This window comes from Natronomonas marina, from assembly GCF_024298905.1.
Classification (GTDB): domain Archaea; phylum Halobacteriota; class Halobacteria; order Halobacteriales; family Haloarculaceae; genus Natronomonas; species Natronomonas marina.
Window position 1 is genome coordinate 825,383 of record NZ_CP101154.1, and the last position, 13,405, is coordinate 838,787.

Genomic DNA, 13,405 nt, shown 5'->3' on the forward strand with positions numbered 1-13,405 from the left:
TATTTATCCGCCGGTCCCCTCCGTAGCGGTAGTGACGTGGCGGTGTACCTGGTGCGGTCGGGAGTACGACGAGGACGACCCGCCGTGTGAGACCTGCGGCCGCGAGACCTTCGAGCGGGTCGACGACGCTTCGTCGTCGGCCTTCCGGGCCGAGTCGTACGTGTGGGTCTGTGAGAACTGCGGCCGCGAGCACGTCAGGAACGCCAAGATATGTACGGGCTGTAGCCATCCCACCCTCGAGAAGCGGGCGGTCGGCGACGAGGACCTCGCCCAGGAGGTGTCGGCGCCCGGCTACCTCGACGTCGGGTGGCCGTACCTGCTCGGCGTCGTCGCCGTGGTCGTCGTCGTCGCGCTGGCGGTGACCGGCGTGATTCCGATACCGGGCCTCGGCGGGCCGCCGGCACCGCCCGAGGCGCCGGGGGAGGCGACGACGGCGGCCGGTCTCGACCTCCGGGCCGTCGAGAGCGAGGTCGAGGGCGAGTTCGACGCCGAGCGCGGGTCCGAACGTGGCCGTGACGACGGCCTGGACGCCCTCGCAACGTACGCTGTCCGCCACGACGTCGCGGCGCGGTACGATTCCGACTACGAGGGAGAGTTCCCCGGCGCCGGCGCCTTCGATCCCGACTGCCGGACCGACCTCCGGGCCGGCGCCATCCAGACGTCGCTGGACCCCGCGGCGTTCGACACCGAGGCCGACCTCGCGGCCGCCATCGCCGCGGACCTCCTCGAGCGGTCCGACTACGAGGCCGCTATCCGCGGGGACGCGGCAACCGAGGCGGTGGCCGTCCACGTCACGCCCGAGAACACGGTCGCGGTCGCGTACGCCGCTTGCTGAGGATCTACGGCGGCGAGACGAGCCCGCTCGTCAGCTCCGACAGCGGCGCGACGACGGTGTAGTCGGGCGCCTCGACGCTGATTTCGGCGTCGGAAGCCAGGTCCGCAAAGCGGAGGTGCAACTCGTAGCTACCGTCGGCGCCGACGAAGGCGGCCTCCCGCTGGTCGCTCGGCTCGTGGGTCGCGTACACCGGCTCGCCGGCGTCGGCGGCGCTCCGTCCGCGGATGACGCGGGCGGCGCCCTGGACCTCCGTCCCCGTGATGGGGTAGCCGCGGTCGGCCCACTCGAAGAACCCCTCGTCGATGACGTAGACGTCCTCGTAGCCGTTCTCGATGAGCGTCGACGCCCGCAGCGACGAGAGGTGGTGCGGACAACCGCAGTAACAGACGATGCGCTCGTCAGTCGCCCACTCCGCCACGGGGTCGTCCGGGCGCCCGTCGGGCGCTGGACTCCAGACGGCGCCCGTAATGCGGGCTTCCTGGTACTGGCCCTCGCCGCGAGCGTCGGCGAAGCGAGCCTCGCCGCGGGCGTACCAGTTGTACGTCACCTTGACGGGCGCCAGCGGCACCATCTGCCCCTCGACCTCGATGCGCTCGAAGGAATCCGGGTCGGCGTCCATCGAGGTCGGGGTAGGCGCGTCGGTGTCGGTCGGCCCGGGAGGGCCGTCGCCGTCGCCGCCGAGACAGCCGGCGAGGGCGCTCGAGGCGAGGGCGGTCGCGGTCAGGAACGTACGGCGGCGCATGCGGAGAGGTGACGGCCCGACCGGGAAGTCGTTTCTGGTTCCCCCGTCGAACCGCTACGCCGCCGTCTCGAAGGCGTTCCGGAAGGCGTCGGTCTTGGTTTTGATGCCGCCGGCGGCCTTCTCCAGGGCGTCCAGGGGCTCGATGCTGTCGTCGGTCTTGATCGTGACGATGGGGTCGGTCTGGCCGCCGGACTGCTCGGGGTTCATGTCGTAGGTCGCCGCGGTGACGCCGTCGACCTCCAGCAGCGCCCCCTTCAGCACGTTCATGAACGTGTGGTCCTCGCCCTGTATCTCGATCGACAGTTCCGTGTCGAGGTTCTCGATGACGCGAAGGTCCATTGCCGGACCGTAGACGCAGCGTCGGTATGAGCGTTACGAACCGGAGACTCCCGGTACGCTTTTTTCGAGGCCGGACCCGCCTCCGGTATGGACGGAGACGTGGCCTTCGATTTCGAGGGGCGGACGGCGGTCGTCACCGGCGGGTCCCGTGGCATCGGGCGGGCTATCGCCCTCGGGTTCGCGGAGGCCGGGGCAGACGTGGTGCCGCTGGCGCGCAGCGAGCCGGCCCTCGAAGACGTCGTCGCGGCGATCCGTGACCGCGGCGCGGAGAGTCGCCTCGAGACGCTCGACGTCACCGACAGCGAGGCCGTCACCGACTGCTTCGACCGGATCGCCGACGACCTCGGCGTCGACGTCGTGGTGAACAACGCCGGCGTCAACCCCGAGGCGGCCCTCGGCGACCTGGAGGGGGTGACCGACGAGGGCCTCCGGCAGGTGCTGGCGGTCAACCTCGAGGGCGCCTTCGCCTGTGCGCGGGCCGCGGAGTCCGCGCTGCTGGCGTCCGACGGCGTGCTCGTCAACGTCGCCTCCGTCGGCGGGCTGGTCGGACTGCCGCGCCAGCACCCCTACGTCGCCTCGAAACACGGGCTGGTCGGGCTGACCAAGAGCCTCGCGCTCGACTGGGCGCCCGAGGCCCGCGTCAACTGTCTGGCGCCCGGCTACGTCGCAACGGACCTCACCGAGGACCTCCACGCCGACGACGACCTCCGGCGGTCCATCGAGGAACGCACGCCCCTGGACCGGTTCGCCGACCCCGAGGAGGTAGCCGGGCCCGCCCTCTTCCTCGCCAGCGACCTCGCCAGCTACGCGACGGGTGCGACGCTGGCCGTCGACGGCGGCTGGACCGCGCGGTAGGCCAGGATCGACGAACCCCCGGTATCCATCGCGCTCGGACGGCCCGCTCCCTCGGGACGAACCCCCGATCCGGTGGCCCCTCTCGATCACCGGTGGTCGAGGAACTCAAACCGTATTCAAAATTGTAGTTCTAGGGATCGGCAGCACCTTTATGATGATTGTACTATAACATGTTGATTGGCAATAGTTAACAATAATAATGGTGATCGGCGGTCGAGGGGATCACGAACGAACCGCGCTTTCGGGGTCGACAGGCGGTCGTTCCTGAGAGCGACCGGGGCCGGGGCCGTGGGAACCACGTTCGCGGGCTGTCTCGGCGGCGGGAACGGCAACGGTGACGGTGGAATCCCGGAGACGATCACCATCGGCGCTCTCGGTCCCGCGGAATCGCCGATGGGCGATTCGATCCTCAAGAGCGCCGAACTCGCGGTCAGCGAGATCAACGACGACGGCGGTATCGCCGGTGCCGACGTCGAGGTCTCGACGAAGGACACCATGGACCAGCCGGGGACGACCCGCGAGGTGTACCAGGAGCTGACGACCGGCGAGAACGTCGACGCGACGGTCGGCATCTTCGGCTCCGAGAGCCTGCTGTCGATCATGGAGAACATCGCCCAGCAGAGTACGGTCCACCTGACCGCGGGAGCCGCGACGCCCGAGGCCCCCCAGCTCGTCGCCGACGACTACGAGACCAACAAGTACTGGTTCCGGGTCGGGCCGATCAACTCCGTGTTCCTCGGCGAGTCACAGCTGCAGTTCGCCGCCGACCGCTTCGAGGCGATGGGCTGGGAGCGGGTCGCCTTCCTCGCGGAGGACTACAAGTGGACCGAGCCGATCACGAGCGACATCCAACAGCGTCTCGAAGAGGAGGCCGGCATCGAGGTCACCGGGGTCCGCCGGATCGCGGAGGGGACCGAGGACTTCACGCCGATCTACGACCAGCTCGAATCCAGCGACATCGACGGTGCCTACACCGCGTTGGCACACATCGGGACGAACGCGCTCGTCCAGTGGGCCCAACAGCAGCGACCCTTCGGCTTCGGCGGTATCCACGTCCCGACCCAGCTGCCCTCCTTCTACCAGGCCACCGAAGGGGCAGCCATCTCGACGTTCTCACAGACGACCGCGACGGCCAACTCCGAGGTGACCGAGAAGACGGTGCCGTACGCCAACGCCTACCAGGAGGCCTACGACAGCCTCCCGGTGTACACCGGCTACTCGGCGTACGACGCGGTGTACATGCTCAAGGAGGCCATCGAGGCGACCGAGAGCGTCGACAGCGACGACCTCGTCACCGAACTGGAGGGGATGTCCTACACCGGCACCGGCGGGAACATCGAGTTCTTCGGTCCCGACGGCCGGTTCCCCCACGACGTGCGGTACGGGCCCGACTACGCCCAGGGCGTGTACTTCCAGTGGCAGACCGACGGGGAGGGCAACGGGAGACAGCGGGTTCTCTGGCCCGACGACCTCGAAGAGACCGAGTACCAATCGCCACCCTGGGCCTGAAACACGATGGTAAGCGCCATCTCCGTCGCGGCGGACGTCCTCATGCTGGGGGCGCTGTACTCGCTGATAGCCATCGGGTTCACGCTCATCTTCGGGGTCGGAGGCGTGTTGAACCTCGCCCACGGCGGCATCATCACCGTCGGCGCCTACAGCGCGTACGCCGTCGAAGCGGCTTCCGGGAGCATCGTCGCCGGGGCCATCGCGGCCGCAGTCGTCTCTGCAGCCTTCGCACTCGCCCTGTACAGGGGCCTCATCAGCAAGATCCGTCACAACCCCGTCACCGTCCTCATCCTGACGCTCGTCGTCGCCATCATCACCGAGCAGGCGGCACTCGTCGTCTTCGGTGGTCAGGAGCTGGTCGTTCGCCAGCTACTCGAAGGGACCGTGACCGTCTTCGGGGAGAGCATCCAGCGGAACCGTATCCTCGTGTTCGTGCTCTCGTGGGTGCTCATCGGCGGCCTGTTCTACTTCGTCAACCGGACCCGGACCGGGAAGGCCATCCTCGCGACCTCGATGTCGGACAAGGGCGCGGCCCTGGTCGGCATCGACTCCGAGTACGTGTACACCTACACATGGGTTCTGGCTGGCGCGCTCGCCGGCCTCGCGGGGCTGTTTCTCGCGTCCTTCCAGACGGCGAGCCCGCTCATGGGCCGCAACCCGCTGTTGCTGTCGTTCGCCATCGTCGTGTTGGGCGGTCTCGGCAGCATCCGCGGTAGCGTCATCGGCGCGTACCTGATCAGCTTCCTCGATCAGATAACCATCCGGTTCATCAGCGAACGGCTGGCCGGCGTCTCGGCGCTGATCGTGTTGGTTCTCGTGTTGCTCATCAGACCGAAGGGTCTCTTCGGCCGCGAACTGGTGGAGGAGTGAGATGTCCGGACAGGCACGATCCGGTTCGAAGTCGTGGGCCGACATCCTCAACCCGGTCGAGATGCAGCGACACCAGCAGGTCGGGCTCCTCGGAATCCTCGCGCTCTTCGTCCTTCCGGTGGTTCTCCCGGCCATCTACGCCATCTACCTCGCATCGGCGCTGTTCTTTGCGACGTTCGTGATGAGCTGGGACTTCGTCTCGGGGTACACCGGCGAGATATCGTTCGGTCACGGCCTCTTCTTCGGGGTCGGCGGCTACGCCTCGGGGATGTTGAACCTCCACGTCGGTATCGACCCCTGGATCGCCGCACCGCTCGGCGCCGTCGCGGCCGGCGTGGCCGGCCTGCTCATCGGCTTCCCGTCGCTGCGCGTGAAGGGACCGTACTTCTCGCTCATCACGCTCGTGACGCCGATCATCCTCATCTCGGTGTTCCGGTTCTTCCCGGACTGGACCGGCGGGGAACTCGGCCTCGTAAGCGTCGGTGCCGTCGAAAACTTCGGCGCGATCGGCCCGATACCGTCGCCGGGAGTCGATCCCTACGCGGGGTACTACCTCGCGCTGTTCGTGTTCCTGTTCGCGCTGGCGCTGTTCGTCGCCATCACCCGCTCCGACGCGGGGATGGTGTTCACCGCCATCCGGGCCGACGAGATCTCGGTCGCGGCGACCGGGAAGAACCCCGCGAAGTTCAAGCTGTTCGCCTTCGTCGTCTCGGGACTGGTCGGCGGCTTCGCGGGCGCGATGTACGGCCACAGCGTCGGTGGCTTCAACGTCTCGGAGCTACTGGCGCTCCTTATCAGCATCGAGGTCATCATCGCCGCCATCCTCGGCGGCATCGGCACCATCACCGGCGCTGCGGTCGGTGGCCTGTTTTTCTACCTGCTTCGAGTGTTCATCCGGAACCTCGATACGGTTACCGTCCCGTTCACCGGCGCCGAAATCGAGCTGGTCATCCCGCTTCTCGACGTGGCGGTCGGGGAGATCTACTTCCTCCTGTTCGGCATCGTGACGTTCGCCTTCCTGTTCTACCTGCCGGAGGGCATCGTCCCCCGAGTGGTGGGAGAGTGGCGTGCTCGCTCCGAACCGCAGTCCGGTGAAGCCGTCGCCGACGGCGGCACGTCTCGTGGAGAGCGGGTCGTCGAATCCTGGACCGACGACCTCCGGGAGCTGTTCGGGGGTGACCGCCGATGAGCAGCGAAGCGCAGTCGGGGGGTCCCGATCCGACTGCCGAGAGCGCGGACGGCACACGGGCGTTCGACCCCGACGACGGCGCCCTCGTCGTCGACAGTCTCACCAAGCGATTCGGTGGGTTGATCGCCGTCGACGACCTCTCCTTCGCCGTCGAAGAACGGGAGATCCTCGGCTTCATCGGGCCGAACGGTGCGGGCAAGTCGACGACGTTCAACTGCATCACCGGCCGCTACCCGCCGACCGAGGGGACGGTGTACTACCGCGGCGAGGACGTCACCGGCCTGCCGGCCTACGAGATGGTTGGCAAGGGCCTCGCGCGGACGTTCCAGGAGTTCCGACCCTTCGAGGACCGGACCGTCCTCGCCAACGTCCAGACGGCACTGGTCCCCGACCGGCTGTTCTCCACGCGCGGGCTGCGCGGGGAGACCCGTACGGAGGCGATCGAGCTCTGCGAGCGGGTCGGTTTGGCCGAGGAGATGTACCGGATGCCGGCCGAACTTCCCCACGCGGGGATGCTTCGGCTGGAACTCGCCCGTGCGATGGCGACCGATCCCGATATGCTGCTCGTCGACGAGCCGTTCGCGGGGCTGGCGGACAACGAGATCGGCCGGGTTTCGACTCTGCTGGAGGAGCTCCGCGAGGAGGGGACGACGCTGGTCGTCGTCGACCACAACATGCGCGGCCTGCTCGAACTCATCGACCGGGCCATCGTCATCAACTTCGGCGAGTTGCTCGCGGAGGGAACCCCCGAGGAGATCCGGGAGAACCCGGAGGTCCAGAAGGCGTATCTCGGCGGCGAATCCGCCTGAGGTCCCTCGCCACGTATTTGACCAGTCGTAATCGAAACGGGGGTATACACTTCGACCGTTAACTCCACCGGCAGCATATGGAAACGCTGGTCAGGGACGTGGCAAGGCTTTAGACGGTGGCCGCGCATGTCGAGACGCATGAGCGACGCAATACGTCTCGATATCGACGACGGCGTGGCGACGCTGACGCTGAATCGGCCGGACAACCGCAACGCCTTGAGCGCCGAGATGTCGAGTGCGATCGTCGACGCCGTCGAGGAGGTGGAGGCTCACGACGACGCCCGCTGTCTCGTCGTCGAGGGCAAGGAGGGAACCTTCTGTGCCGGCGGGGACGTCAACGCGATGGTCGAGTTGATGAGCGGCGCCGCGGAGCTTCACGAGGCCGTCGAGCGCATCCAACACGAGACCCACCGGGCCGTCCAGCGGGTCGCGGAGTTTCACCTCCCCACGATAGCGAAGGTCGACGGCGTCGCCTACGGCGCCGGTGCGAACCTCGCCATCGCCGCCGACATCACGCTGGCCTCCGACGACGCGAAGCTCTCCTTCGGCTTCCGGCAGGTCGGTCTCGCCATCGACTCCGGCACCTCCTACCTCCTGCCCCGACAGGTCGGCGTCAGCAAGGCCAAGGAACTCGTCTTCACCGGGGAGATGCTCGACGCCGACGAAGCCGCCGAGTTGGGCCTGTTCAACCACGTCTACGAGGAGGACTTCGAAGAGCAGGCCGCCGCGTTCGTCGAACCCATCGCGGACGGGCCGACGGTCGCGTTGCGGCACTCCAAGAAGCTCATCGAGCAGGGGATGAACGCCTCGCTGAAGGACGCCCTGGACAACGAGGCCGCCTCTCAGGCCGCCGTCTTCGCCACCGAGGACCACGAGGAGGGCGCCAACGCGTTCATGGAGGGCCGACCCCCGGAGTTCGAGGGCCGGTAGCGCCGTCCGCCGCCCCTGCGGCTTAACGCTGTTCGGAATCGGGGACAATCTATTTTTCAACGGAAGCCGACCACCGGGTATGTCGTTTCAGCTCACGGCCGAACACGAGGCGGTCAGGCAGGCCGTCCGGGAGTTCGGCGAGGCCGAGATCGAACCCGTCGCCCGCGAACACGACGAATCCGGCGAGTATCCCGAGGACATCCGGCGGCAGGCCGCCGACCTGGACTTCGTCGCCCCGCACATCCCCGAGGAATACGGCGGCGCCGGCATGGACGCCGTCGGCCGCACCATCGTCACCGAGGAACTGTGGCGCGCCGACCCCGGCATCGGCTCGGCGGTCGGCAGCGCCGGCTTCGGCTCCTCGATGATCCTGGAGTACGGCGACGACTGGATGAAAGAGGAGTGGCTGCCGAAGATCGCCGACGGCGAGGTCGCCTCCTGTTCGTGCATCTCCGAGCCGGCCCACGGCTCGAACGTCGCCGGCATGGAGACGGTCGCCGAGTCCGACGGGGACGAGTACGTCATCGACGGCACCAAGATGTGGATAACCAACGGTACGGTCGCCGACGTCGCCGTCGTGATGGCCAAGACCGAGCCGGACGCCGAACCACCGCACCGCGGCATCACCGCCTTCCTCGTGCCGACCGACACCGACGGCTTCCGGCCGACGAAGATCGACAACAAGCTCGGCATTCGGGCCTCCGACCTCGCCGAGATCGTCCTCGACGGCGTTCGTGTCCCCGCCGAGAACGTCATCGGCGAGCTGAACGGGGGGTTCTACCAGCTGATGGACTTCTTCGCCTCGGGGCGGGCGAGCGTCGCCGCCCAGGCCGTCGGCGCCGCACAGGGCGCGCTCGACGCCGCCGTCGAGTACGCGAACGAACGGGAGCAGTTCGGCCAAAAGATCGGTGAGTTCCAGGCCATCGAGCACAAGATAGCCGAGATGGCGACGGACGTCGAGGCCGCCCGGTCGCTCACCTACCGGGCCGCCAGTCACGTCGCCGACGGCGCCGACGACACCGCCGTCCGGCTGGCCTCGATGGCGAAACTGTTCGCCTCAGAGCACGCCGTCGACGTCGCCGACGAGGCGCTGCAGGTCCACGGCGGCGCCGGCTACGTCTCGGATCACCCCGTCGAGCGCATCTACCGGGACGCCCGCATCACCAAGATCTACGAGGGAACGAGCGAAATCCAGAAGAACATCATCGCGGAGCGCACCCTATGAGCGGCGCCGGGAGCGCCGGGTCCGCCGCCATCACGACCCACGACGAGTGGCAGTCCCACCAGCGAACTGCGGCGGTCGCCGTCGACGGCCACGAGCTGGAGGTCGCCTACTACGAGGCCGGCGACCCCGACGACGAGACGCTGCTGTTCGTCCACGGCATCCCGACGTGGTCGTTCCTGTGGCGCGGCGTCGCGCCGGCCTTCGCGGACGAGTACTACGTCCTCGCGCCGGACCTGCTGGGCTACGGCAACTCCGCGTCCGGCGAGGGTTTCGACCGCTCCATTCGCGTTCAGGAGGCGATGCTCGCCGCCCTGCTCGACTCGGTCGACGCGGCGACGGCGACGGTCGTCGCCCACGACATCGGCGGCGGCGCGGCGCTGCGGCTGGCGGCCCACAGCCCCGACCGCGTCGACCGGCTCGTCCTCTCGAACGCGGTCTGTTACGATTCCTGGCCCGTCGAGTTCGTCTCGACGCTGGGACTGCCCCGGACCGCCGGGATGGACGACGAGGAGTTCGAGGGAAAGCTCGACTTCGCGTTCGCCGAGGGCGCCCACGGCGAGGCCGACCCCGCCTTCGTCGCCGGGATGAAGGCGCCGTGGCTGCGGGAGGGCGGCAAGCGGGCGCTCGCTCGCGCCGCCGTCGCCACCAACACCAACCACACCACCGAAATCCCCTACGACGACATCGACGCCGACGTGCTCTGTCTGTGGGGCGCCGACGACGTCATGCAGCCGCTCTCCTACGGGGAGCGGCTCGCGGAGGACCTCGGTGGCGAGGTGGTCGAACTGGACGACGCCTACCACTGGGTCGTCGAGGACCGCACCGAGGGCTATCGGGAGCAGCTGGCGGCGTTTTTGACCGAAAGGGACACCACGGAGGGAGGTGAGTAGTCGCCCATGGACACGAGGGACGACCCCGATTGGGAGTTCAAGGAACGGGACGTGCTGGTGCTTCGGGAACTCTCCAGGGACCCGCAGCTGTCCTCGCGGGACCTCTCGCGCATCCTCGAGGAGAAGTACGGCATCGACGTCTCCCATGTCACCGTCTCCGAGTCCATCCGAGGGATGCGCGAGGAGGGGGTCTTCCGGGAGGCCATCATCCCCAACGAGGAGTACTTCCACTTCGCGCTGTTCGAGTTCAAGTTCAACCCGGAGAACTTCGACGAGGAGTGGCGACCGGCCATGGAGTTCATCCGCGACTCGCCGAACACGCTGTTTTACTTCCTCTCGGACGGCGAGTACCAGTGGAAGGCCGTGATGATGTTCCCGGACCGGCAGTCGCAATCGCAGTGGATACACGAGTTCTACAAGCGCCACGGGCAGGCCGTCGACAACCTGCGGAACTCCATCGTCCACAACGTGTTGAAGTTCCGGACCGACCCCGAGATACTGGAGAGCCTCCACGAGGGCGACCGGTAGCGTGAGCTACGACGACGGCGGCCCGTTCCGGCTGGTCGCGCTGGTGGTCGGCGTGCTCGCACTCGTCTTCGTGGGCTTTCTCGCGGCCGTCCAGTTCAGCAGCCAGAGCACCGCCTGGGCGCTGACGACGCCGCTCGTCCTCGTCGCCCCCGTCGTCTTCGGCGCCGCCTACTACTACGTCCGCCAGCAGTAGCGAGGGGTTTTTCGACCCGCCGCGCGAACCGCCGGCCATGTCCCCGCCCGAGACGCGCTCCGAGTCCGCCGGTGGACGGCTCCCCGCCCCGCTCCGGGCGGTGCTGTCGGCGCTACTCCTGGCCGTCGCCGGTCTCGGCGGCGGCAGCCTCGTCGTCGAGGCCGTCTTCCTGGCCGGGCTGGAACTGTCGCTGCTCGTCGAGACGGTCCTTCGCGTGCTCCTCCTGCAGGGGGTCGCCTTCGGCGGTCTCTCGGCGCTGTACCTCCAGTATCGTGGCCTTCCCGCCGACTACGTCGGCGTCTCCGTCCCCGACCTCGAGGGGTGGATACACGCCGGCGCCGGCTACGTGCTCGCGCTGGTCGGCGCGTTCTCGATGATATTCGTCGTCGTCTTCCTGCTCGGGCTGACGCCGGCACAGAACCGCGCCGCCGAACTCGGCCAGCAGGACTCCCGCGTCTTTCTCGCGTTGCTCGTCCTCGCCGTCCTCGTCATCGGTCCCGGCGAGGAACTGCTCTTTCGCGGCGTCGTCCAGAGCCGCCTCCGGGAGACCTTCTCGGCGCCGCTCGGTATCGGGCTGGCGACTGTCATCTTTGCCGTCGCCCACGCCCCCGCCCTGGCCGGCCCCACCTCCGGCGTCGCGCTGACGATAACGCTGCTCTTCGTCCCGGCCCTGGTGTTCGCGGTCGTCTACGAGCGGACCGACAACGTGGTCGTGCCCGCGGTCACGCACGGCGCCTACAACGCGACGCTGTTCGGACTGGCGTACCTGTCGGTCGCGATGGGATGACGAGTACGGGGTGGCGCCTCCGGACCGGAGGCACTCGAGGCGGATACGGTGGTCAGGCCAGCGCGGAGCCGGCCCGGATGATCGTCTCCTCGCCGAAGGCCGGGCCGACGAGCTGGAGGCCGACCGGACCCTCGTCCGTCTCCCCGGCCGGCACGGAGACCGCCGGCAGGTTCGCCAGGTTCACCGGGACGGTGTTGGCGTCGGCGAGGTACATCTGCAGCGGGTCCGCCAGGCTCTCGCCCATCTCGAACGGCGGCACCGGCATCGTCGGCGACGCCAGCACGTCGACCGACTCGAAGGCCGAATCGAAGTCCTGCTCGACCCACGCGCGGGCGTCCTGGGCCTGCTTGTAGTACTTGTCGTGGTAGCCGGCCGACAGCGCGTAGGTGCCGAGGAGGATTCGGCGCTTGACCTCCTCACCGAAGCCCGCCTCGCGGACGGCGGCGAAGGCCTCGTTCCAGTCGCCCTCGGCCTCGGTTGCGGGGCCGTAGCGGACGCCGTCGAACCGCGCGAGGTTCGAGGAGGCCTCCGACATCGCGATGACGTAGTAGGCCTGGACGGCCGTCTCGACGGAGGGCAGCGACACCTCCTCGGTGGTCACTCCCTGGTCGCGGAGGTCCTCGAGGGCGGCCTCGAACGTCTCGCGGACGCCCTCGTCGGCGCCCTCCAGCAGTTCGGTCGGGACGCCGACCGTGAGTCCCTCGACGTCCCCGTCGGCGGCGTCGGCGTAACTCTCCGGGAGACCCTCGGGCGGTTCGCGGGTCGTCGCGTCGCGGTCGTCGTCGCCGGCGATGACGTCCAGCAGTTCGGCCGCCTCCTCGACGGTCGGCGCCAGCGGGCCGATCTGCTCCAGGGAGTTGGCGTAGGCGACCAGCCCGTAGCGGGAGACCAGCCCGTAGGTCGGTTTGATGCCGACGACGCCGCAGAAGGCGGCCGGACAGCGCACCGAGCCACCCGTGTCGGAGCCGAGCGCGAGGTCGGCATCCCCGGCGGCGACGGCGGCCGCCGACCCACCGGAAGAACCGCCGGGGACGCGGCCCTCTGCGGCCGGGTTCTCGGTCGGCCCGAACGCCGACGTCTCCGTCGTCGTCCCCATCCCGAACTCGTCCATGTTCGTCTTGCCGACGACGGTGGCACCCGCTTCCTTCAGCCGCTCGACGACGGTCGCGTCGTACGGCGGGACGTACTCCTCGAGCATCGCCGACCCGCAGGTCGTCCGGACGCCCGCCGTCGAGATGTTGTCCTTGACGGCGACGGTCCGGCCGTCCAGCGGTCCCGACCCCGTCGGTTCGATCTCGGCGTCGGTGATGAACGCGTCGTGGCTCATGAGACCCTCGGACCCTTGAACCGGCCGTCCTCGGTCTCCGGGGCGTTCCGCAGCGCCTCCTCCTGGGTGAGTCCCTCGCGGACCTCGTCGGGCCGCATCACGTTCGCCAACTCGGCGTCGGCGTCGACATCCGGAACGTCGTCGAGCGCCTCGAAGTACTCGAGGATGTCGGCGAACTGCCCGGCGAACCGTTCGACTTCCGCCTCGTCGAGGTTCACGCGGGCGAGCGAGGCGACGTGTCTGACCTCCGCCTCGTCGACGGTCGCCGAGTCGCCGGCGTCCTCGTCTGCTGTCATGGACGTGGTTCGGACGGGGGCGCCACTAAGGGTTTCGAAGGAACCGCTCGTCGCTCGATCGTGTCCGTCCCCGTGTGACTG

16 protein-coding genes are annotated in these 13,405 nt (G+C 68.4%); 12 read left to right on the forward strand and 4 right to left on the reverse strand.

Annotated features, from left to right (window positions below):
• Positions 1-31 precede the first annotated feature (31 nt).
• Complete coding sequence (locus NLF94_RS04415) at positions 32-835, forward strand: hypothetical protein (protein WP_254840255.1); 804 nt, start codon at positions 32-34, stop codon at positions 833-835.
• Between the two features lie 4 nt (positions 836-839).
• Here NLF94_RS04415 and NLF94_RS04420 read toward each other — a convergent pair whose 3' ends face one another.
• Both NLF94_RS04420 and NLF94_RS04425 read right to left on the reverse strand, forming a co-directional pair.
• Entirely contained in the window at positions 840-1,577 is a 738-nt protein-coding gene (locus tag NLF94_RS04420) for a rhodanese-like domain-containing protein (RefSeq protein ID WP_254840256.1), read from the reverse strand.
• Positions 1,578-1,631: 54 nt separating this feature from the next.
• Positions 1,632-1,916 carry a DNA-directed RNA polymerase subunit L gene (locus tag NLF94_RS04425; RefSeq protein ID WP_254840257.1) on the reverse strand — a complete coding sequence of 95 codons (285 nt, stop codon included), beginning with the start codon at positions 1,914-1,916 and terminating at the stop codon, positions 1,632-1,634.
• Positions 1,917-2,003: 87 nt separating this feature from the next.
• On the opposite strand from NLF94_RS04425, the gene NLF94_RS04430 reads away from it, so the two are divergent.
• The 11 genes from NLF94_RS04430 (at position 2,004) to NLF94_RS04480 (ending at position 11,701) form a co-directional block, all read left to right on the forward strand.
• On the forward strand, positions 2,004-2,771 hold the full coding sequence (locus tag NLF94_RS04430) for an SDR family NAD(P)-dependent oxidoreductase (protein WP_254840258.1): 768 nt from the start codon (positions 2,004-2,006) through the stop codon (positions 2,769-2,771).
• Positions 2,772-3,059: 288 nt separating this feature from the next.
• Complete coding sequence (locus NLF94_RS04435) at positions 3,060-4,280, forward strand: ABC transporter substrate-binding protein (RefSeq protein WP_254840259.1); 1,221 nt, start codon at positions 3,060-3,062, stop codon at positions 4,278-4,280.
• Between the two features lie 6 nt (positions 4,281-4,286).
• Entirely contained in the window at positions 4,287-5,150 is an 864-nt protein-coding gene (locus NLF94_RS04440) for a branched-chain amino acid ABC transporter permease (protein ID WP_254840260.1), read from the forward strand.
• A 1-nt stretch (position 5,151) separates the two neighbouring features.
• Positions 5,152-6,339 carry a branched-chain amino acid ABC transporter permease gene (locus NLF94_RS04445; RefSeq protein WP_254840261.1) on the forward strand — a complete coding sequence of 396 codons (1,188 nt, stop codon included), beginning with the start codon at positions 5,152-5,154 and terminating at the stop codon, positions 6,337-6,339.
• Positions 6,336-7,148 carry an ABC transporter ATP-binding protein gene (locus tag NLF94_RS04450; protein WP_254840262.1) on the forward strand — a complete coding sequence of 271 codons (813 nt, stop codon included), beginning with the start codon at positions 6,336-6,338 and terminating at the stop codon, positions 7,146-7,148. Before NLF94_RS04445 ends, NLF94_RS04450 begins: the two co-directional genes overlap by 4 nt.
• Before the next feature lie 138 nt (positions 7,149-7,286).
• Complete coding sequence (locus NLF94_RS04455) at positions 7,287-8,078, forward strand: enoyl-CoA hydratase/isomerase family protein (RefSeq protein ID WP_254840263.1); 792 nt, start codon at positions 7,287-7,289, stop codon at positions 8,076-8,078.
• Between the two features lie 79 nt (positions 8,079-8,157).
• Positions 8,158-9,303: an acyl-CoA dehydrogenase family protein gene (locus tag NLF94_RS04460; protein WP_254840264.1), complete on the forward strand. Its 1,146-nt coding sequence runs from the start codon at positions 8,158-8,160 to the stop codon at positions 9,301-9,303.
• Positions 9,300-10,193 (forward strand): alpha/beta fold hydrolase, encoded by an 894-nt coding sequence (locus NLF94_RS04465; RefSeq protein WP_254840265.1) that lies wholly within the window; start codon positions 9,300-9,302, stop codon positions 10,191-10,193. Before NLF94_RS04460 ends, NLF94_RS04465 begins: the two co-directional genes overlap by 4 nt.
• A 6-nt stretch (positions 10,194-10,199) precedes the next feature.
• Entirely contained in the window at positions 10,200-10,721 is a 522-nt protein-coding gene (locus NLF94_RS04470) for an Lrp/AsnC family transcriptional regulator (RefSeq protein ID WP_254840266.1), read from the forward strand.
• 1 nt (position 10,722) lies between these two features.
• Positions 10,723-10,914: a hypothetical protein gene (locus NLF94_RS04475; RefSeq protein WP_254840267.1), complete on the forward strand. Its 192-nt coding sequence runs from the start codon at positions 10,723-10,725 to the stop codon at positions 10,912-10,914.
• Between the two features lie 37 nt (positions 10,915-10,951).
• The gene (locus NLF94_RS04480) at positions 10,952-11,701 is read left to right on the forward strand and encodes a CPBP family intramembrane glutamic endopeptidase (protein ID WP_254840268.1); all 750 of its coding nucleotides are present in this window, start codon (positions 10,952-10,954) and stop codon (positions 11,699-11,701) included.
• 52 nt (positions 11,702-11,753) lie between these two features.
• Here the strand turns inward: NLF94_RS04480 and gatA are convergent, their stop codons facing one another.
• Both gatA and gatC read right to left on the reverse strand, forming a co-directional pair.
• A complete protein-coding gene (gene gatA / locus NLF94_RS04485) occupies positions 11,754-13,028 on the reverse strand; it encodes an Asp-tRNA(Asn)/Glu-tRNA(Gln) amidotransferase subunit GatA (protein WP_254840269.1) in 1,275 nt (424 codons plus the stop codon).
• Positions 13,025-13,324, reverse strand: a complete 300-nt coding sequence (gatC, locus tag NLF94_RS04490; protein ID WP_254840270.1) for an Asp-tRNA(Asn)/Glu-tRNA(Gln) amidotransferase subunit GatC — start codon at positions 13,322-13,324, stop codon at positions 13,025-13,027. The genes gatA and gatC overlap by 4 nt, the downstream gene beginning before the upstream one ends.
• Positions 13,325-13,405 lie beyond the last annotated feature (81 nt).

Bases quoted from the DNA above. Each gene is read 5' to 3' on its own strand.
- NLF94_RS04420 (WP_254840256.1), bottom strand. From the start codon at position 1,577: ATGCGCCGCCGTACGTTCCTGACCGCGACCGCCCTCGCCTCGAGCGCC.
- NLF94_RS04425 (WP_254840257.1), bottom strand. From the start codon at position 1,916: ATGGACCTTCGCGTCATCGAGAACCTCGACACGGAACTGTCGATCGAG.
- NLF94_RS04430 (WP_254840258.1), top strand. From the start codon at position 2,004: ATGGACGGAGACGTGGCCTTCGATTTCGAGGGGCGGACGGCGGTCGTC.
- NLF94_RS04440 (WP_254840260.1), top strand. From the start codon at position 4,287: ATGGTAAGCGCCATCTCCGTCGCGGCGGACGTCCTCATGCTGGGGGCG.
- NLF94_RS04445 (WP_254840261.1), top strand. From the start codon at position 5,152: ATGTCCGGACAGGCACGATCCGGTTCGAAGTCGTGGGCCGACATCCTC.
- NLF94_RS04450 (WP_254840262.1), top strand. From the start codon at position 6,336: ATGAGCAGCGAAGCGCAGTCGGGGGGTCCCGATCCGACTGCCGAGAGC.
- NLF94_RS04455 (WP_254840263.1), top strand. From the start codon at position 7,287: ATGAGCGACGCAATACGTCTCGATATCGACGACGGCGTGGCGACGCTG.
- NLF94_RS04460 (WP_254840264.1), top strand. From the start codon at position 8,158: ATGTCGTTTCAGCTCACGGCCGAACACGAGGCGGTCAGGCAGGCCGTC.
- NLF94_RS04465 (WP_254840265.1), top strand. From the start codon at position 9,300: ATGAGCGGCGCCGGGAGCGCCGGGTCCGCCGCCATCACGACCCACGAC.
- NLF94_RS04470 (WP_254840266.1), top strand. From the start codon at position 10,200: ATGGACACGAGGGACGACCCCGATTGGGAGTTCAAGGAACGGGACGTG.
- NLF94_RS04480 (WP_254840268.1), top strand. From the start codon at position 10,952: ATGTCCCCGCCCGAGACGCGCTCCGAGTCCGCCGGTGGACGGCTCCCC.
- gatA (WP_254840269.1), bottom strand. From the start codon at position 13,028: ATGAGCCACGACGCGTTCATCACCGACGCCGAGATCGAACCGACGGGG.
- gatC (WP_254840270.1), bottom strand. From the start codon at position 13,324: ATGACAGCAGACGAGGACGCCGGCGACTCGGCGACCGTCGACGAGGCG.